Here is an 18,638-nt window from a genome sequence, read left to right on the forward strand (position 1 = left end):
GATGACTCCTACTCATGATGAACAGAAAAGATTGTCCCGTTGGCGATTGATTCTAGGAGCTGAAGCAGAGCAACAGTTAGAACGCCAGACTTCTAGCGAAATCGAAGGAATAACACTGACAGAAGAAGAACAGATTATGGATCAAGCATTAGCAGCCATTTATGATGATACTTCAGGTCAGGAAGCGCAGTCAGGTAACAACCGAAATGGTGGCAAAGGCGCAGGCAAAGGGCCCTCTTCACCGACATTAACACGCTGGCTGGGAGATGTACGTACTTTTTTTCCAGAAGATGTTGTATCTATTATTCAAAATGATGCGATGGAACGTAAAGGGTGGAAGCAGCTATTATTTGAACCGGAAGTGTTAGCTCAGGTCAAACCTGATATTACACTTGTCGGCACTCTTATGGCACTCAAAGGCAAAATTCCAGAGAAGACCAAAGAAACGGCACGTTTACTTATTCAATCGGTAGTGGATGATTTGGTCAAACGATTGGAACAAGATATGCGCCGTGCAGTAACAGGGGCGCTAAATCGCAGGCAACATTCTCCCTTGCCTTCATTAAGCGGAATCGATTGGAAGCGAACGATTCAACGTAACCTCAAGCATTATAATCAGGAGCGTCGTCAGATTATTCCTGAAAAGTTTTATTATTTTGATCGAGCACGTCGTAGTCACGAATGGAAAGTGATTATTGATATTGATCAGAGTGGATCTATGGCAGATTCGATTATTTGGGCTTCAGTAACCGCTTCTATTTTTGCTAGTATGCCTGCTCTGGATACAAGAGTAGTCGCTTTTGACACCAGTGTTGTTGATCTCACTGAACAATGCAACAATGATCCGGTAGATATGTTGTTCGGGATACAGCTAGGTGGAGGAACCAATATTGATAAGTCTGTTGCTTATTGTGAACAATTTATCGAAGAACCCAAAAAGACATTGTTTATTTTGATCTCTGATCTATATGAAGGTGGTAGTCAGGCACGCCTAATTCGCCGTATGCGTGAACTGAAAGAAGCAGGTGTCAAAACATTATGTCTATTAGCTTTATCAGATGAAGGTAAGCCTTTTTATGATAAGCAATTAGCACAAAAATTTACCCGTGATGGTACGCCGAGCTTTGCTTGCACACCAGCACTACTCCCTGCACTGGTTGAAGGTGCTCTTAAAGGTCAAGATTTGAGTGATCTAGTGAAACGTTTGGGGATTGCTATCGACTAATATACAGCTTGATTTTGATGCATATATATTTACAACTGGTATAGAGCAAAGATTAAGCAAAATCAGGGAGTTGTGATCAATGAAGTCTATTTTTCTTATTCGTCATTGTCAGGCAGAAGGGCAAGCACCTGATGCACAGTTAACTACGCTCGGACAAGAACAGTCGATGTATTTAGCTGATTTTTTAAATGATTTTTCGATCGATTATATTGTATCTAGCCCTTATGAACGAGCTTATCGCACGATCGAACCGCTTGCTAGTAGAAGATCATTATCAATTCATACAGATATTGATCTACAAGAACGAGTATTGTCTCAAGAAAATCTACCCGATTGGTTAGAAAAGCTCAGATTAACATTTGATGATCTGGATCTGTGTTATACCGGTGGGGAATCGAGCCGGCAAGCGATGGATCGAGGGATAGCTGTACTTGATAAAGCGATACGTACTGATGCGAAGCAGATTGCAGTGGTCTCGCATGGTAATTTGATCTCCCTATTGCTTAAATATTATGACGAGCAGATTCAATTCGAACACTGGCAAGCTTTGTCTAATCCTGATGTGTATCAATTGGTATTTGATGATAAATATCAGTTGATTCGTATGCAGCGGATCTGGCAATAAATGAAGAGTTCGACAGCACCAAAAGATAAAGTATTCGTGGAGTTGAACCATCCCTTATGCTATGATGAGACTGAGGTGAACACAATGAGTACAGAACAAGAACACAATGAAGTAACAGAAGAATCCAAGCAAGCACAAAAAGTCAGCCAGGCTGAAGCAGCAAAACGTTTGTTGGCGATGAAAAAGCAAGCCAACCAACCAGGTAAAGGTTCTAATAATGGATTTGACGGCGGCGGTAAAAAGATGAAAAGCCAGATGACCAAAAAAGTAAATAACCAACGTAAGAAAATGGGAACCTAAGCACACATTTATACCAGTGCTACCCGATGCAATTACCAAAGCTGTATAACCAAAACAATCTTATCTCTTGAAGTAAACCTATTCAGTCGATACTGAGTAGGTTTATTTTTTTTATCTATTTTGTATATCTGTTTTATATGTAAGGTAGTTATCCGCATCATTGGAAATAGTGTGATACGAATCGTATTGTTACTACAGCCAGTTAATGCTTCTAGTGATCGCTACAAACTACTGATTCTTCTATTTAAAAGGGATCGGTTTTTGCTTTATTTCGCTTCATGTTATGATGGAAGAAGAGCATGAACAGAAGCGGAGGACAGCAAGGCATGAAGAATTTACTGGTAACCGGTTATCGTGCGCATGAGCTGAATATTTTTGGACAAAAGCATGAAGGTATTCCTTTTATTCAGCAAGCATTGCGTAGCAAATTAATTCCATTGATCGAAGAAGGATTGGAATGGGTGATTACGCCGGGGCAGTACGGTGTAGATTTGTGGGCATGTGAAGTGGTGATTGCACTCAAAGAACAATATCCTCAATTACGATTATCGATTATTTCAGCATTTGCCAATCCAGAAGAAAAGTGGAGTGAAGATAAAAAGACCTATTATGAAGAGATTTGTAAAGGGGTCGACTATTATGGTCTGGTGAGCAAGCAGCCCTATCAAGGGATTTGGCAATTTACTGCTCGGGATGATTTGTTATTTCGCAAAACAGACGGTATTTTGTTAGTTTATGATGAAGATGGAGGCGAGGGTAGCCCTCGATTTTTTAAAGAAAAAGCGTTAAAAAAACAGCAGTCTGATGGATATGTATATATCAGTATCAGTTCGGAAGATATTCAAAGTATCGCAGATGAACAGCAACTCGATCAGCAATTAGAAGAATCGTTTACAGAATCGCCGACTGATATGATCGATGCAACCAATCCGAATATTGATCCTTTTGAAGAGATTTGACCGATTCGGAAAAAAGTAGGTAAAAAGGAGGAGTGAAGCATGATTGGTATCAGCGCGTGTCTGACCGGTATTGCCTGTAGATATGATGGAAGAAGCAACCTCGTACAACCGTTAGATCAACTGATTCAGCAAGGCAAAGCAGTAGCTTTTTGCCCTGAAGTGTTAGGTGGTCTGACTACACCACGCGAACCAGCAGAGATTGTAGGGGGAACAGCCGAAGATGTGTGGTTAGGCAATGCGAAAGTGATCACGATTTCAGGCAAAGATGTAACTGAATCGTTTCAAGCAGGAGCCAAAAGAGCATTGGAACAGGCGCAACAAGCGAAAATTACTGTTGCAGTGCTAAAAGCCAATAGTCCTTCGTGCGGAAGTCAGATGGTCTATGATGGTACATTTAGCGGTAATAAAATCATTGGTTCCGGTCTAACCGCAGTTCTTTTTCGGCAAAATAATATTCAAGTAGTCGATGAGCATACCTGTGGTTTTTTGTTAGAGGAAAATAAGCTACTGTAGTCTTGCTTCAGTAAAACAAGATTAGATCAACACAGATATGATGAACAACCCTATCTTGTAATATAAAAAAAGATCATGTTATACACTCTACGCTAGATACCATTAGTGGATCTCTTCATGTAGGTTAGGGTGTATTCACATGATCTTTTTTATCAAAATAGGATACGTGCAGTCGCTTTTGAACAAATGAAATTGATGATTAGCTAGATATTCATTTTCAATAGATATCCATAAGTAAATCTCAATACATGGTATCGATTAGCTTATTTCTATAAACCGCATAAATATCCACATGTAAGGATCTATATGGTAGAAAAGCGTCAGTTGTAGAGGTAGAAAGCGATAATGATCGATTACTGTAAAGGAGCAGGAGCGATAAACCAGTGGCGTTGCGGCAATTGGCTTACTTGTTCACGATTGATTTCCAGATTCGTTGCTAGCACATCATCCGGTGTACTAGAGATCCATTTGGTCAGATCTATCGTCTCGTGTTGTCCATTGTTGAATCCGACTAAGATTCGGCAGACTTCTGTTCCATTATTGTAAATATAGTGCCCTGCACCTTCAGGTACATAACCTACATCGCCTGCTTCAAATTGATCTTCGATCAGTTCTCCTTTTCCTAGAAAAACAGCCATTCGTGCTGTGCCACTTATATAATATTGCCATTCATCGGTATTGGGATGCCAGTGCATTTCTCGTAAAGCGCCCGGTTGAATCTCGATAATAGCCCCTGTCATATTTGTAGAAATAGGGAATAGACGTGCCGAAGCTACCCGTTCTGTACCTCCACCGGGAACACGCTTAGGATCTTGAGCCATAAGTGGATAGCGATGCATACTGGTAAGCCCTGTCGTACTACGTGCTGTAGCATCTAGAGTCGAATCATCCGGTACAGGTCCAGAGGCGAAATAAGACTCTTGTGTCGGTAATTGCTGTGCTTCTGCAATCGAAATGCCCAAATTTTGAGCAACCAACTCGATAGGAGTCTGCGCAATAAAGTCTGTAATACTAAAGGTATGTTTTTCGGTAAACGTACCATTGTTCATAATCTGAATAATATGACATTCGTCTGTTCCAATCCCTTGAATCGAATGCCCATATCCTTTGGGAAAATACCATACATCTCCACTGTTAAAGTTATCTATGTACGTTGTACCATCAGGATGCAAAACTGTTGTGCGACAACTTCCGCTGACTACATATCCCCATTCCGAAGCATTGGTATGCCAGTGTAATTCTCTCAACGTGCCTGGAGCTAGTCGCAACGATACACCTGTCATTGCTGTCGATACAGGAAAGTCGTTCACCGAGACTTCGCGCATTGTACCACCGCTATGTTTATAAGCTGTTTGTTGTTCAAGCCTGTATTTGAATGTTTTTGTCATAATAACCCTCCATTGCTTATATGATTCATTTGCTAAGTTAATTTGTATTTTGTCATAGCCACTCTTTTTTGCCCATGGAACTATAAGCCCATCTCTAGCTCCAAATAGACGATTTCCTCTCCAAACCAACCTATTCTAATGACCAATTTGATAAAAAGATGATATGTTAGGCAAATGAACTACTGTTCGAACTCTTCTATATTCCGATTGAAAATATCTATAAGTAAAACAGTTGATAGATCATAGTTAACAAGGTATGATTTGGCAACAGCTTAATTCTGACTTAACTAATCAGATTTATTGGTATTAAAAAATAATAGTCATTATACGTCCTGGATAGAGCCCTAATAGAAAGGAAGGAAGACATGCTGTATTACGTGATTCGTAGACTCGGTATTGCGATTCCTGTACTGCTGGGCATTACAATTTTGAATTTTATTATTATCAATCTTGCACCAGGTAATCCAGCAGAGTTGTTACTTGATCCGAATACCAGTCAGGCGATGATTGATGCGAAAAAAGAGCGATTAGGATTAGATCAACCTTTTTATATTCAATATTGGATATGGCTGGTGAGCCTTCTGCAAGGCAATATGGGATATTCATATAGTTCATTTGCACCTGTATCTCAATTGATTAGCGAGCGTATTGGCCCTACATTGTTACTTACTTTTGTTTCTTTGATTGTGAGTATTATGATTTCGATTCCAATCGGCATTTTTAGCGCCGTGAAGCGCAATAGTCGTTGGGATTACATCATTACAGGTTTGGCTTTTGTAGGCACATCATTACCGCAATTTTTTTTAGGATTAGCGCTTATTTATTGGTTTGCTTTGAAGTTACAATGGCTACCTACAGGAGGGATTGAACCATTAGAAGGAGGAGATTTGACACAAAGAGTCATACATATGATTCTGCCTGTAACTGTGTTATCCGTAGCGATTATAGGCAAAAAAGTACGATATGTTCGTGCCAGTATGTTAGATGTGCTCAAACAAGATTATTTGCAGACTGCACGAGCAAAAGGGTTATCCGGTTATATTGTGATCTATCGTCATGCGCTTCGTAATGCACTGATCCCGATCATTACGGTTTTTGGTATGGAAGTTCCATTGTTATTGGGAGGCAGTGTAATTGTAGAGCAAGTTTTTCAGTGGCCGGGGATTGGACAGTTAACGATCCAGTCGGTTTTATCACGCGACTATCCTGTCATTATGGGCTTGAATTTGGTCGCTGCATTGATTGTATTGATCGTGAATCTATTTACTGATTTGTTATATCGTTGGGTCGATCCTCGTGTGCAGTATGAATAACGTATAGAGAACATATAACATGGGCAAGATAGAACACAGGTATAGGAAGGAGGAGAACTATTGTTTCTCTGGCAAAAAGGGCTAAAGGCAGAAGGAGATCGCTTCAAAGCCTATTGGAAAGAGTCGATGCAACCAGGAAATGAAAGGTATAGTGTACAGATTTGGTATCGATTTGCTCAACACAAATTAGCGTTGTTAGGTCTACTGGTTACGTTGCTATTAATCATCATCAGTATCATCGCTCCGTGGATAGCTCCTTATAATCCCAGTCTGGTCATGGATCAATTCTCTGCTCCCCCTTCAGCTAACCACTGGTTAGGCACAGATCAGGTTGGAAGAGATGTGCTCAGCCGCTTAATTTATGCTACTCGCATATCAATGATTGTTGGGTTTGGAGCTGTGGCTATCTATGTGACGATTGGAACAGTGATAGGCTTAGTCGCAGGTTATTTTGGGGGTTGGATCGATATGATTGTGATGCGGGTAACAGATGTCGTCATGTCTTTTCCCTATCTAATTATTATTCTGGTCGTTGTAAGTGTACTCGGTTCAGGATTAGGAACCATTGTATTAGTAATCTCCTTGTTCTCATGGCCTACTGTTGCAAGATTGGTTAGAGGCAGTGTAATGACTATTCGGCATCTGGATTATATACAAGCAAGTATCGTAATGGGGATGGGCAAAACACGTATTTTGTTTCGGCAAATTTTACCCAATACATTGGGACCTATTATTGTAAATGCCACATTTGGTGTAGCTGGAGCTATTTTGAGTGAGGCAGGACTTAGCTTTCTAGGTATGGGAATTCAGCCGCCAATTCCTAGTTGGGGCAATATGTTAACCGATGCACAGTCATTCAGCTTGCTGACTGATCAACCGTGGTTATGGTTGCCCGCAGGCATCATGTTATTGATTACTGTATTGGCGATTAACTTTGTTGGTGATGGATTACGCGATGCTTTTGATCCTAAATAATATACAGTCTAACAAGGAGGATAGGTTATGAAAATGAGATACCGCGCTACATTAGCTACAATGATCGTTGCTGTACTATTGGTGCTATCTGCATGTGGAGCAACAAATAACAGCACCCAAATCGCTTCTACCCAAGGAGCTACAGCCGCTTCAGAGGGCGGTAAAACAGTCACTATTGGTATCGTCAATTCACCTGTAACGCTTAACCAGATCAACGATCAGGGGGATTCAGCTTCAACGACAATTCAGCATTTGATCAATGATTCTTTATTAGACGTAGATGATCAATTAAAATTCACCCCCAAATTAGCAGATTCAATCGATACAACGGATCATCAAAATTATACCGTTCATTTGAATAAAGATGCAAAATGGAGCGATGGACAACCTTTTACGACCAAAGATGTAGAGTTCACCTTATTAACAGCGCTTAATCCGCAAGTCGAAACGACACTACGTCTCTTTTTTATCGAAGGCTTAGATGATACGGGTAAATTAAAAGAAGGTCAGAACAAGATCACAGGCTTAACGATTGTCGATGATCATACCTTCAAAATTAAAACCAAAGCACCGATTGATCCTGATATCTTTAATGAAAGTTTTGCTTCCAAAATTTACTTTTTACCTGAACATATTCTCAAAGATGTAGCGCCTGATCAGCTAGCTACGAATGAATATTTTCAAAAACCAGAAGTAACTATAGGTCCTTTCAAATTTGCCAAATTCCTCAAAGATCAATATTTTCAAGTGGTCAAAAATGATCAATACTATCGTTCAGTTCCTAAGCTAGATCAGATTTTTGTAAAAGTATTACCTGCTACTAATTTGGTTGCTCAGTTGCAGACAGGTGAGATTCAGATGAACTCGCTACCTGTAGGACTGATTCCAATCACTGAATATGATAAAGTCAAAAGCTTACCGGATATCAATCTAACGTCCAGTCAGACGACAGAGCCGGTAGAAATCTTTTTCAATACCGAGACAATTCAGAATCCTAAAGTTCGTCAAGCGATAGCCTATGCGCTGAATCGGCAACAAATTGTTACACAGTTGCTTAAAGGACAAGCAGAATTAATCGATGGTTCGATTCCAAGTAGTAATCAATATGCGGCTACCGATATTCCTAAATACACCTATGACCCTGCCAAAGCACAAGCCTTGTTACAAGAAGCAGGATGGGATGCTAATCAGACGCTTCGTTTCCTTGTGCCTGTTGGTAATAAAGTACGTGAGCAAGCAGCCGATATTTTGGAGCAAAATTTGGAAGCTGTAGGCATCAAAGTAGATATTCAAAAGTTCGATTTTCCAACATTGATGCAAAAAACAGACAGCAAAGATTATGATATAACTATCTTTACACGCGATTATTACGTAGACCCAAGCCGTTATTTTAATATGTTTGAATCCGATAATGCCAATAATATTGTTGGGTATAGAAATCCGAAGTTAGATCAATTATTAAAAGACGGTCGTGCAGAATCAGACCCTGCCAAGCGCAAAATCATTTACCATCAAGTGCAAGAAATTCTACATGAAGATGTTCCTTCCCTTGGGGTATATTCGGAGAAACGTCTACAAGCTGTATCGAAAAAAGTAAAAGTGGGACAGCCACTGAATATAGGAATGTTTAATCACGTAAATGAATGGGATAGCCAATAAAATAAATTAGAAAGAGCTACTGATTTTGATCAGTAGCTCTTTTTGTGCTTTATGTTGATTTTTACAAAGTTACAATGTAGTGATTTGGATCACTACATGTATTCGATAAGATCAATATACTGAATATAATCAATAAATTTTAGATATTAAAGATTGTTTTATATATAACATACTCATGGCATAAACCACATACAGGTACGTATTCAAAAAAGGGGGATTTTGATATGACAGCAACAAGAGAACGACTGATTCTAATCGGTAACGGGATGGCAGGGGTTGCCACGTTAGAACAAATTATCAAATTAGGCGGGCAATACGATATTACGGTATTCGGTAGCGAGCCACATCCAAACTACAATCGGATTATGTTGTCTTATGTACTGGAAGGCACGCAGACGATTGACGATATTATTTTGAATAGTCATGAATGGTATGAGCAAAATCAAATCACATTGCATACAGGTACAACAGTCACTCGTATCGATGCTGAGCAACAAATGATCCACACGGATAATGGGATGATGGTTCCTTATGACAAAGTGATTATCGCGACAGGATCACAATCGTTTATTTTGCCTATACCGGGTCATGATAAGCAAGGGGTTGTCGGTTTCCGTGATATTGCGGATTGTCATCAAATGATCGATGCCGCGGCACATTACCCGCAAGCCGCAGTGATTGGTGGAGGATTGTTAGGCTTAGAAGCAGCTAAAGGATTAGTTAGTCTAGGAATGGATGTTACTGTTGTTCATTTGATGGATGATCTGATGGAACGTCAACTCGATTCTGTAGCCGCATCGATGTTACGCAAAGAATTAGAACGTCAAGGAATCAAATTCCTGATGGGTACCCAGACTGTAGAGTTGCTAGGTGGAGAGCGAGTAGAACAATTATTGTTCAAAGATGGCACAACATTGCCTGCTCAATTCGTAGTGATGGCAGCCGGAATCAAGCCTAATATTGCTGTAGCTACACAAAGTGATATTAAGACAGGTCGGGGCATTATCGTTAATGACTATTTGCAGACATCGGTAGATCATATTTATGCGGTCGGTGAATGTGTACAACATAGAGAAAACTGTTATGGATTAGTTGCTCCTTTATTTGAACAAGGTATGATTTTGGCGAAACATTTATGTGGTATCGATACCCGGCCGTATGAAGGTTCTGTCGTATCAACCAAGCTTAAAATTTCAGGTGTTGATGTATTTTCCGCAGGCGTATTTATTGAAAATGAACACCAATCAGTGATTACAGCACGTGATGATTGGAAACGTACGTATAAAAAAATCATTTTAGAAGACCAGACAATTGTCGGTGCTGTTCTATTCGGCGATATTACAGATGCAGCTCCATTGCAAAAATTAATTCGTGATAGCGCACCGATGACCGATGAATTATATGCAGAATTGATGGGTACAGGCGGATGCGATCATAGCAAAAAGAAATCGTCTGTCGATACGATGGCAGATAGCGAAATTGTCTGTGGTTGTAACGGTGTAACCAAGCTTGATATTGTAAGTGCTATTCAAGAAAAAGGATTAACTACTGTCGATGAGATCAAAGCATGTACAGGAGCTAGTCGTTCATGTGGCGGTTGTAAGCCGGTTGTAGAACAGATTCTACAGTATGTATTAGGTGATGGAGCCACTATTGGAGCCAGTCAAGGAATGTGTAGCTGTACACCGCTTAGTCGTGATGAAGTCGTAGCAGGTATCCAAGCAAAAGGGCTCAAAACGATCAAAGAAGTCATGAATGTACTGGAGTGGAAGCAACCGGAAGGCTGTTCAAAATGTCGTCCTGCGATCAATTACTATCTAGGTATGCTTGATCCAGAACAATATCAAGATGAGAAATCGTCCCGTTTTGTCAATGAACGGATGAACGCTAATATTCAAAAAGACGGTACGTATACAGTGGTTCCTCGTATGTATGGCGGAGTAACCATACCGGAAGAGTTAAAACGCATCGCAGATGTATCGGTCAAATACAATGTACAAGCAGTGAAAATGACCGGTGGACAACGGATCGACTTAATCGGTGTAGTCAAAGAAGATTTGCCAAAAGTGTGGGAAGAATTAGATATGCCTTCTGGTTACGCGTATGCCAAATCATTACGAACAGTCAAAACATGTGTAGGCGCTCAATATTGCCGCTTTGGTACACAGGATTCGATGGGCATGGGAGCAGATCTAGAACGTCGTTTTGAACGCTTGGATTTCCCTGCCAAATTCAAAATGGCAGTTAACGGTTGTCCTCGTAACTGTGCAGAATCGTGTACCAAAGATATCGGTATTGTCGGCAATGATGGGGGTTGGGAAATCTTTATTGGGGGTAATGGAGGAATCAAAGCTCGTCTGGCAGATTCGTTATGCAAAGTCAAAACCGATCAAGAATTGATCGATCTATGCGGAGCGATTATTCAGTATTACCGCGAAACAGGTAAATATTTAGAAAGAACATCTGAATGGGTAGAGCGTATCGGCTTACCCGCTATCTATGAAGCTGTAGTGAACAATGTAGAGAATCGTCAGCAATTAATCGAACGTGTGAATCTTGCGCTTGCTCAGGTGGAAGATCCGTGGCAAAAAGTGATTAACGATACTGCTACTCGTGAAGCTCTTTTTCATAAAATGGAAGTCTAAAGGAGAAAAAGTATAATGAATAACACGCACACATTTTATCCAATCGGATCAATCGATCAATTTTTGCCACAGATCGGACGAGTTGTACAATTGCAACAGGTAGAGCTAGCAATTTTCCGTACCTCGAATGAAGAAGTATTTGCCCTTGAAAATAAAAGTCCTCATCCCAAAGGTGGGCCGATTGCAGAAGGAATCGTATCCGGGCATATCTTGTATGATCCGCTGTATGATTGGCAAATTGATCTACGAACAGGAAGTGTACAAGCACCGGACGAAGGACAGGTAACAGTATTTCCTACCAAAGTAGAAGCAGGCAAAGTATGGGTGCAGTACTCCTATTAATTCGGTCATCAGCATATGAGTAACAAAAGAAGCCTCTAGCATATAGAGGCTTCTTTTTGGTGTCTTATTATAGGGAAAAAGAGAACTATCCAAAGAAATTATCAGAAAATGGAAGTCATTTTTTCAGAATAGGGTAATGTCTTTAGAGCAAGACTTAGAATATGACCAAAGTACAACGGTAAATTATGCGTAATCAATAGCAATACACAGGAGGAAAATATAATGTCAGTAACCAATATTACGTTAGGTCAATATATGTTAGATTGTCTCAAGCGCGAAGGATTAACCGAAGTGTTCGGTATCCCTGGTGACTATAATTTTACTTTGTTAGATACGTTAGAAGAATATGAAGGGCTTGAATTTATCACCGGACGCAATGAGCTAAATGCTGGATATGCCGCAGATAGTTACGCTAGAATCAAAGGTCTTTCTGCACTGATTACTACATTTGGTGTCGGAGAAATGAGCGCATGTAATGCTATTGCTGGTGCTTACAGCGAAAGTGTACCGATTATTCATATTGTAGGTGCTCCCAAATCTCAAGCACAACAAGATCATCAATTGATGCATCATAGCTTACTGGATGGCAATTACGATGTGTTCCGTCAAGCGTATGAGCCGATTACAGCGTATAATGCAGTGATCACACCAGAGAATGCAATGATCGAGATACCTCAAGCTATTCATACTGCGAAAACAACCAAGAAGCCGGTCTATCTAGTAGTTGCTTTGGATCATGTGTTAGAACCGATTACAACGCATATTGAGCCTTCTTTTCAAACATCGACTCATTCCAATTCACTTCAAGCAGCCATAAAGCATGCAGAGCAGTTAATCCAATCCTCTAACAATGGTGTTTTATTATCTGATAGCCCTGTTCTTCGTTACCAGTTGCAATTATCGGTACAACAAGTAGCAGAGAATCTGAATATACCTGCGGCTTCGATGATGATGGGGAAAAGTGGATTCGATGAACGGCATCCGCATTATATCGGTATGTATGGAGGCACATTCGGTAGTGAAGAAGTACGTAGTACGATAGAAAATGCAGATTTTGTAATTGCGGCAGGCTTAATCTGGTCAGACCTCAATACAGCCAATTTTACAGCTGAATTGGATTTCCAAAAAGTCATTAATATTCAACCGGATCAAGTCAAAATTGGCGAGTCTGTGTATCCTAATATTGTTGCAAAAGATATGTTAGAAGCGCTTGCTCAACTGGATTGGAGAAGTCAGGCAGAGATTAATGTTACAGAATTTCCATATGATACAGAACAGTTATTATCTGCGGACAAAGACCAACCGTTACAAGCAGGCAATTACTACCCGCGTTTTCAACAGTTATTAGCGGCAAATGATATCGTAATTGCAGAGACAGGTACATTTACGTATGGGATTTCTCAGCTTCAATTGCCAGAAGGAGCAACGTATATCGGGCAAGCAGGCTGGCAAAGTATCGGTTATGCTACTCCAGCGGCATTTGGCGCATGTATAGCGGCTCCTCAGCGTCGGGTGTTGTTATTTACAGGAGATGGTTCATTACAATTAACGGTTCAAGAGATCAGTTCAATGTTAGAACAAGGATGCAAACCGATTATTTTCGTCCTCAATAATAAAGGTTATACGATTGAAAAGTATTTGAATGTCAAAGTAGATATTGATAAGCAAGTATACAATGATATTCCTAGATGGCACTATACCAAATTGATCGAAGCGTTCGGTGGAGATGCGTATACAATGCAAGTGCATACCAATCAACAACTAGATCAAGCGATTCAAGAAGCAGAACAACAACAGAATCAGAAGTTATGCTTGATTGAAATGATGATTGAAGATCCAATGGATGCACCGAAATATCTACGCAAAACGCGCGAATTTTTACAAAAACAAGAACAGCAACAATAATATCTAGAGTCACAATAAATATCTCTAGCGATAAAATATGTTCAATACAGCGATGCCAACATCTTCTCTATATATAGAGAGGATGTTTTTTTGTTTAAATAAAGCAGAATGGGAGAACAAATGAATATTTAATGATCTTATTGAGAAAAATAGTGACACAGCATATAACATTCCTTATAATATAGCAGAAGTATTGAGTATAACAGCTTCTCTATAGTTGTATTACACTTTGAATCAAAAGTTCTCATCGGACCGGCTATGAGATGAGGAGGGGACGACGATGATTTCGCTGGAAAGCGTGAGCAAATATTTTGGCAAGATGGGGAACAGTAATGCCGCAGTGCAAGAGGTGAGTCTGCATATCGAACGTGGAACGATTCATGGCATTATTGGAAGCAGTGGAGCAGGCAAATCTACATTGCTTCGTATGATGAATGTATTGGAATGTCCTGATCGAGGTGTAGTTACTGTGAACGGTAAGCGTTTAACTACAATGACAGATCATCAATTGCGCCTAGCCAGACAACAGATTGGTATGGTATTTCAGCAATTCAATCTGGTTCACAATCGAACCGTGAGCAAAAATATCGAAATTCCGCTTGAACTTGCTGGCGTACCGAAGTCGCAAAGGCAACAACGTGTGTACGAATGTCTGGAACTGGTAGGCTTATTGGATAAAGGCAGTGATTATCCTGCACAGCTCAGTGGTGGACAGAAACAGCGTGTCGGAATTGCCAGAGCGATTGCTAATCATCCGCAAGTGCTACTGTGTGATGAACCTACATCTGCTCTTGATCCCAAAACAACTTCCGGTATTCTGGATGTACTCAGACAGATTAATCAGCAATTAGGCGTAACGATAGTAATTGTCACCCATGAGATGGATGTGGTACGTAGTCTATGTGATACTGTGTCTGTGATGGAAAATGGGATCATCACCGAAAGCTTTTCACGTGCGCAAGATGGCTTTACAGCATCTCCTGCCTATACTTTATCTTATCGTGAGCAATTGCTCGGGTATAAGGAGGAGAACTAATGGATCAAGATCGTACTTTTAGCGAAATGCTTGATCTATATCAATCACAGATTTGGTCAGCGATCGGTGAAACGTTCTCTATGGTAGGCATTTCATTATTAGCCGCTATACTGTTTGGCTTACCGTTAGGAACGATGTTGTATTTATGCAAAAAAGGTCAATTATACGAAAATACGTATGTAGCAGCCGTACTGAATACACTGGTCAATGTGATTCGTTCGTTTCCATTTTTGCTACTGGTGGTGTTTTTGATTCCTTTTACACGTCTGGTGGTAGGCACAGCGATTGGAACAGAAGCGGCTTCTGTACCGTTATCAATTATAGCGATTGCTTATTATTCACGTTTAGTTGAACAGTCTTTATTGGATGTACCACGAGGAGTTGTCGAATCTGCACAATCCATGGGTGCATCCAGATGGCAGATCATTTTCAAATTTTTATATGTAGAAGCACGATCAGGTCTGGTATTGGGACTGACCACTTCAACGATTAGCTTTATTTCATATTCTACTGTTGTTGGTATTGTTGGCGGTGGTGGGATTGGAGATTTTGCGATTCGTTACGGATATCAGCGGTTTGAGACTGATGTGATGGTCTATATGATTATTTTGATGATTATTTTGGTACAGGCTGTACAGTTTGTAGGAAGTACGATTGCTAGAGTATTGGATAAACGCTAGATGATATTTGGATATTATATATGTAATGGAGGCTAACTTTAACTATGAACAACGTGTTAACGACTCGCAAATCAATCATGATCTTGATGTTCGCTATGATGCTTTTATTAGCAGCATGTGGTCAGAAGCAAGAAACAACAACGACATCTAACGATGCGGCTACAGCTACAGAAGGTACATCTACAGAAACGACACTCAAAATTGCAACTTTGATTCCACCAATGACTGAAATTTTGGATGTTGTCAAACCATTGCTTAAAGAAGATGGTATTAATCTTGATGTGATCGTATTGTCTGATAATATTCAGCCTAATGATGCTTTAGCTAATAAAGAAGTCGATGCTAACTTTTTCCAACATGCTCCTTATATGAAGCAATACAATGAAAGTAAAGGTGCAAATCTAGTCGCAATTCAACCTATTTATAATGCGATCTATGGTGCGTATTCTAAAAATTATAAAGACATTAACGCTTTACCTGAAGGAGCAACAATCGCGATAGCAAATGATCCTTCAAATATCGGTCGTTCATTACAAATGTTTGCTCAAGCGGGTATGATTACACTCAAAGACGGTGTAGGCATGAACGCAATTCAAGCCGATATTACATCCAATCCCAAAAACTTTAAATTCAAAGAAGTCGATCTATTGATGTTAGCACGTATGTATGATGAAGCAGATCTAGTCGCAATGACACCTGCTTATGCGAAGCCTCTGAACTTGACGCCTGTCAAAGACGCATTGGTTACAGAGAAAGAAGATTCTACATTTGCGATTAATCTAGTAGCTCGTGAAGATAACAAAGATTCAGAAGCCATTCAGAAATTGAAAGCACGTATGGCAGGGCCTGAAGTGAAGAAATTTTTGCAAGAGAAATATGCAGATATCGCTGTACCTGCTTTTTAAGCATATGTAGGAATAATTAAGATAACTAGAAAGAACCTGTATCGCTCTATCAAGAGAGATGTACAGGTTCTTTTTTGGTTAACTCTGGATGATGAGTGTCTGTTTGTTGAATAGCTTGTGGTAAACGTTCTATATTATGCTTCTTTTTTGTTTTCCAATACGGTCTCCAAGTCCATTCCGAGACGACTACACCGAGTAGAACAACGCCAGCACCGATATATCCTTGAATAGATAACACTTCATGTTCAAAAAGAAAAGCGAATAAAGCGGCAAAAACAGGCTCCATACAGAAAATCAGCCCGGTACGTGTAGGCGTAGTGTACTTTTGCGCGACAGGTTGAATAATAAAACCAAAAGCACTGCATACTACACTCAAAGCCAGCACAGCGATCCAACCATTAAGCGTATAAGGAAGATGTGGAGATTCGAATATAAACGAAAAGATCAATCCATACAATCCAGCAAACCCAAGCTGGCAAATACCTAGATTCAGTGTACTGCGTACAATCTTAGCGGCAGCACTGGTAAGCAAAATATACACAGCATAGCAGATCGATGCCAAAATGCACAAAAGATCACCGGAATGAATACCGAGAGGGCCACTTAATGTCAGTAGTCCTATACCGACAATCGCAAGCAATACACCTGCGGTCTGAGTCATACGTAGTTTCTTTTTAAATACAATAAAATGAATCAGCGGGACAAAAATAACGGTAAGACTGACTAGAAATCCAGCATTGGAAGTGGTAGTCGTTTTGAGTCCAAACATAATAAATACAAATACAGCAAACAAAGCAAGTCCTATTAGCGCACTGTATCCAAGTGTAGTCCAATCGATCCGGCGTAAATGATTAAAAAATAAAATGCCTGTCAAAATAAAAGCTAATCCAAAACGAAGAGCAATTAGATTGTATTCGGATAAAGAACCTAGCCCCATTTTCATAAATAAATACGATGATCCCCAGCATAACGTCACCAGTAAAATCAACAAGTCTGCTCTGGACTGCTTCACAATGTCCCACCTTCAAAATAACGTATTATCAAAATGTTCCAAATTCAGTATAGTAAGATTATATCCCCAAGTACACTGAATGTTTGTCATGGATCACATGAGTAAAACTAATGGATGTTGGAGACTACACCAAGAGCGGAAAATAAGGGAAGAAGGCGCACCAATGAGCATTCACAAATTTGAAGTGTTACTAAAAGTCGTTGAGCTAGGAAGTCTTACGAGAGCGGCAGAAGTGCTAGGATTTACACAATCCGGTGTAAGCCATATTATACATAGTTTGGAGACTGAATTTGGCTTTCCGTTATTGTTACGAGATCGTTCAGGTGTAAGGTTAACGGTTAATGGAGAACAGGTATTACAACCGATTACCGAAATTATGAATTGGAATGAGCAATTGAAGCAGACAGTCACATCGATTCATGGACTGGAATCAGGCACTATTCGGATGGGTACATTTACCAGCGTATCAGTACATTGGCTTCCAGGCATGATTAAATATTTTCAACAAGAGTATCCCAATATCCAATTCAAATTAGTCGAAGGAGATTATCAAGAAATCGAAGACTGGATCTCTAATGGACAGATCGACTGTGGATTTATTACGATTCCTAGTCAGGCTTCATTTGAAGTGATTCCATTAAAACAAGATCGGATGTTAGCGATTGTTCCGCTGGATCATCCACTCAGTCATCTGGAGACTTTTCCTTTAGAACAGATTGCGAATGAACCATTTATTATGCCGCGCGAAGGATCAGATTACGATGTGAGACGGCTATTGTCACGCTTTGCGATTACACCGGATATCAAATTTTCGGTCGGAGATGATTATGCGATTATTGCGATGGTCGAAAATAGTCTGGGAATTAGCATTTTGCCAGAGCTTGTTCTACAAGGACGGGATCATAAAGTAAAAATGTTAGAACTGGAATATCCGAGTTACCGTTCATTAGGATTAGCTGTACATTCCATGAAACAAGCTTCACCAGCAACTAAGCGATTTTTGGAGTATATACGAGAATGGGTAAGACGTGAAGAAAGCTAAATCAAGCTGATCAGTACATCATTATTCCTACCTAATCATAGATGAATAATGAGCGATAGAAACTGGAAGTTTTTTACCTGTAAACTGTGCTATAATAAGTCCGAACTTTATAAT

General features: G+C 40.0%; 17 protein-coding genes. 15 read left to right on the forward strand and 2 right to left on the reverse strand.

The genetic code is table 11. The features are described 5' to 3' along the window. Window position 1 precedes the first annotated feature (1 nt). From PQ456_RS04210 to PQ456_RS04230, 5 genes are all read left to right on the forward strand, one after another. On the forward strand, window positions 2-1,225 hold the full coding sequence (locus PQ456_RS04210; protein ID WP_273615005.1) for a VWA domain-containing protein: 1,224 nt from the start codon (window positions 2-4) through the stop codon (window positions 1,223-1,225). A gap of 79 nt (window positions 1,226-1,304) precedes the next feature. Continuing rightward, window positions 1,305-1,850 (forward strand): histidine phosphatase family protein, encoded by a 546-nt coding sequence (locus tag PQ456_RS04215; protein WP_273615006.1) that lies wholly within the window; start codon window positions 1,305-1,307, stop codon window positions 1,848-1,850. A gap of 84 nt (window positions 1,851-1,934) precedes the next feature. Further along, the gene (locus tag PQ456_RS04220) at window positions 1,935-2,150 is read left to right on the forward strand and encodes a hypothetical protein (RefSeq protein WP_273615007.1); all 216 of its coding nucleotides are present in this window, start codon (window positions 1,935-1,937) and stop codon (window positions 2,148-2,150) included. Between the two features lie 326 nt (window positions 2,151-2,476). Continuing rightward, on the forward strand, window positions 2,477-3,109 hold the full coding sequence (locus tag PQ456_RS04225) for an SLOG family protein (protein WP_273616235.1): 633 nt from the start codon (window positions 2,477-2,479) through the stop codon (window positions 3,107-3,109). Window positions 3,110-3,148: 39 nt separating this feature from the next. Then, window positions 3,149-3,622, forward strand: a complete 474-nt coding sequence (locus tag PQ456_RS04230; protein WP_273615008.1) for a 2-thiouracil desulfurase family protein — start codon at window positions 3,149-3,151, stop codon at window positions 3,620-3,622. Window positions 3,623-3,975: 353 nt separating this feature from the next. On the opposite strand, the gene PQ456_RS04235 is transcribed toward PQ456_RS04230, so the two are convergent. Beyond that, window positions 3,976-5,010 carry a cupin domain-containing protein gene (locus tag PQ456_RS04235; protein WP_273615009.1) on the reverse strand — a complete coding sequence of 345 codons (1,035 nt, stop codon included), beginning with the start codon at window positions 5,008-5,010 and terminating at the stop codon, window positions 3,976-3,978. Window positions 5,011-5,375: 365 nt separating this feature from the next. On the opposite strand from PQ456_RS04235, the gene PQ456_RS04240 reads away from it, so the two are divergent. The 9 genes from PQ456_RS04240 (at window position 5,376) to PQ456_RS04280 (ending at window position 16,470) form a co-directional block, all read left to right on the forward strand. Further along, on the forward strand, window positions 5,376-6,323 hold the full coding sequence (locus tag PQ456_RS04240) for an ABC transporter permease (protein ID WP_273615010.1): 948 nt from the start codon (window positions 5,376-5,378) through the stop codon (window positions 6,321-6,323). Between the two features lie 60 nt (window positions 6,324-6,383). Then, a complete protein-coding gene (opp4C, locus tag PQ456_RS04245) occupies window positions 6,384-7,298 on the forward strand; it encodes an oligopeptide ABC transporter permease (protein ID WP_273615011.1) in 915 nt (304 codons plus the stop codon). Window positions 7,299-7,325: 27 nt separating this feature from the next. Then, complete coding sequence (locus PQ456_RS04250) at window positions 7,326-8,957, forward strand: ABC transporter substrate-binding protein (protein ID WP_273615012.1); 1,632 nt, start codon at window positions 7,326-7,328, stop codon at window positions 8,955-8,957. 224 nt (window positions 8,958-9,181) lie between these two features. After that, on the forward strand, window positions 9,182-11,602 hold the full coding sequence (gene nirB, locus PQ456_RS04255) for a nitrite reductase large subunit NirB (RefSeq protein ID WP_273615013.1): 2,421 nt from the start codon (window positions 9,182-9,184) through the stop codon (window positions 11,600-11,602). A gap of 15 nt (window positions 11,603-11,617) precedes the next feature. Next, window positions 11,618-11,944, forward strand: a complete 327-nt coding sequence (gene nirD / locus PQ456_RS04260) for a nitrite reductase small subunit NirD (protein ID WP_273615014.1) — start codon at window positions 11,618-11,620, stop codon at window positions 11,942-11,944. A gap of 222 nt (window positions 11,945-12,166) precedes the next feature. Next, window positions 12,167-13,849, forward strand: a complete 1,683-nt coding sequence (locus tag PQ456_RS04265; protein WP_273615015.1) for an alpha-keto acid decarboxylase family protein — start codon at window positions 12,167-12,169, stop codon at window positions 13,847-13,849. Between the two features lie 280 nt (window positions 13,850-14,129). Beyond that, a complete protein-coding gene (locus tag PQ456_RS04270; RefSeq protein ID WP_273615016.1) occupies window positions 14,130-14,885 on the forward strand; it encodes a methionine ABC transporter ATP-binding protein in 756 nt (251 codons plus the stop codon). Then, the gene (locus PQ456_RS04275) at window positions 14,885-15,565 is read left to right on the forward strand and encodes a methionine ABC transporter permease (protein WP_273615017.1); all 681 of its coding nucleotides are present in this window, start codon (window positions 14,885-14,887) and stop codon (window positions 15,563-15,565) included. Before PQ456_RS04270 ends, PQ456_RS04275 begins: the two co-directional genes overlap by 1 nt. Before the next feature lie 44 nt (window positions 15,566-15,609). Then, complete coding sequence (locus PQ456_RS04280) at window positions 15,610-16,470, forward strand: MetQ/NlpA family ABC transporter substrate-binding protein (RefSeq protein ID WP_273615018.1); 861 nt, start codon at window positions 15,610-15,612, stop codon at window positions 16,468-16,470. A gap of 49 nt (window positions 16,471-16,519) precedes the next feature. Here the strand turns inward: PQ456_RS04280 and PQ456_RS04285 are convergent, their stop codons facing one another. Beyond that, window positions 16,520-17,482, reverse strand: coding sequence for a DMT family transporter (locus PQ456_RS04285; protein WP_273615019.1), 963 nt, complete (start codon window positions 17,480-17,482; stop codon window positions 16,520-16,522). Window positions 17,483-17,645: 163 nt separating this feature from the next. On the opposite strand from PQ456_RS04285, the gene PQ456_RS04290 reads away from it, so the two are divergent. After that, a complete protein-coding gene (locus PQ456_RS04290) occupies window positions 17,646-18,524 on the forward strand; it encodes a LysR family transcriptional regulator (protein WP_273615020.1) in 879 nt (292 codons plus the stop codon). Window positions 18,525-18,638: the final 114 nt, after the last annotated feature.

Origin of the sequence: Paenibacillus kyungheensis, from assembly GCF_028606985.1 — a bacterium.
In the GTDB taxonomy this organism is placed as follows: Bacteria; Bacillota; Bacilli; order Paenibacillales; family Paenibacillaceae; genus Saccharibacillus; species Saccharibacillus kyungheensis.

What these genes read in the sequence shown, in the direction of transcription:
- PQ456_RS04265 (WP_273615015.1), top strand. Translation starts at nt 12,167, where the DNA reads ATGTCAGTAACCAATATTACGTTAGGTCAATATATGTTAGATTGTCTC.
- PQ456_RS04235 (WP_273615009.1), bottom strand. Translation starts at nt 5,010, where the DNA reads ATGACAAAAACATTCAAATACAGGCTTGAACAACAAACAGCTTATAAA.
- PQ456_RS04250 (WP_273615012.1), top strand. Translation starts at nt 7,326, where the DNA reads ATGAAAATGAGATACCGCGCTACATTAGCTACAATGATCGTTGCTGTA.
- nirD (WP_273615014.1), top strand. Translation starts at nt 11,618, where the DNA reads ATGAATAACACGCACACATTTTATCCAATCGGATCAATCGATCAATTT.
- PQ456_RS04270 (WP_273615016.1), top strand. Translation starts at nt 14,130, where the DNA reads ATGATTTCGCTGGAAAGCGTGAGCAAATATTTTGGCAAGATGGGGAAC.
- PQ456_RS04215 (WP_273615006.1), top strand. Translation starts at nt 1,305, where the DNA reads ATGAAGTCTATTTTTCTTATTCGTCATTGTCAGGCAGAAGGGCAAGCA.
- PQ456_RS04240 (WP_273615010.1), top strand. Translation starts at nt 5,376, where the DNA reads ATGCTGTATTACGTGATTCGTAGACTCGGTATTGCGATTCCTGTACTG.
- PQ456_RS04225 (WP_273616235.1), top strand. Translation starts at nt 2,477, where the DNA reads ATGAAGAATTTACTGGTAACCGGTTATCGTGCGCATGAGCTGAATATT.
- PQ456_RS04220 (WP_273615007.1), top strand. Translation starts at nt 1,935, where the DNA reads ATGAGTACAGAACAAGAACACAATGAAGTAACAGAAGAATCCAAGCAA.
- PQ456_RS04290 (WP_273615020.1), top strand. Translation starts at nt 17,646, where the DNA reads ATGAGCATTCACAAATTTGAAGTGTTACTAAAAGTCGTTGAGCTAGGA.
- PQ456_RS04230 (WP_273615008.1), top strand. Translation starts at nt 3,149, where the DNA reads ATGATTGGTATCAGCGCGTGTCTGACCGGTATTGCCTGTAGATATGAT.
- PQ456_RS04275 (WP_273615017.1), top strand. Translation starts at nt 14,885, where the DNA reads ATGGATCAAGATCGTACTTTTAGCGAAATGCTTGATCTATATCAATCA.
- PQ456_RS04280 (WP_273615018.1), top strand. Translation starts at nt 15,610, where the DNA reads ATGAACAACGTGTTAACGACTCGCAAATCAATCATGATCTTGATGTTC.
- nirB (WP_273615013.1), top strand. Translation starts at nt 9,182, where the DNA reads ATGACAGCAACAAGAGAACGACTGATTCTAATCGGTAACGGGATGGCA.
- PQ456_RS04210 (WP_273615005.1), top strand. Translation starts at nt 2, where the DNA reads ATGACTCCTACTCATGATGAACAGAAAAGATTGTCCCGTTGGCGATTG.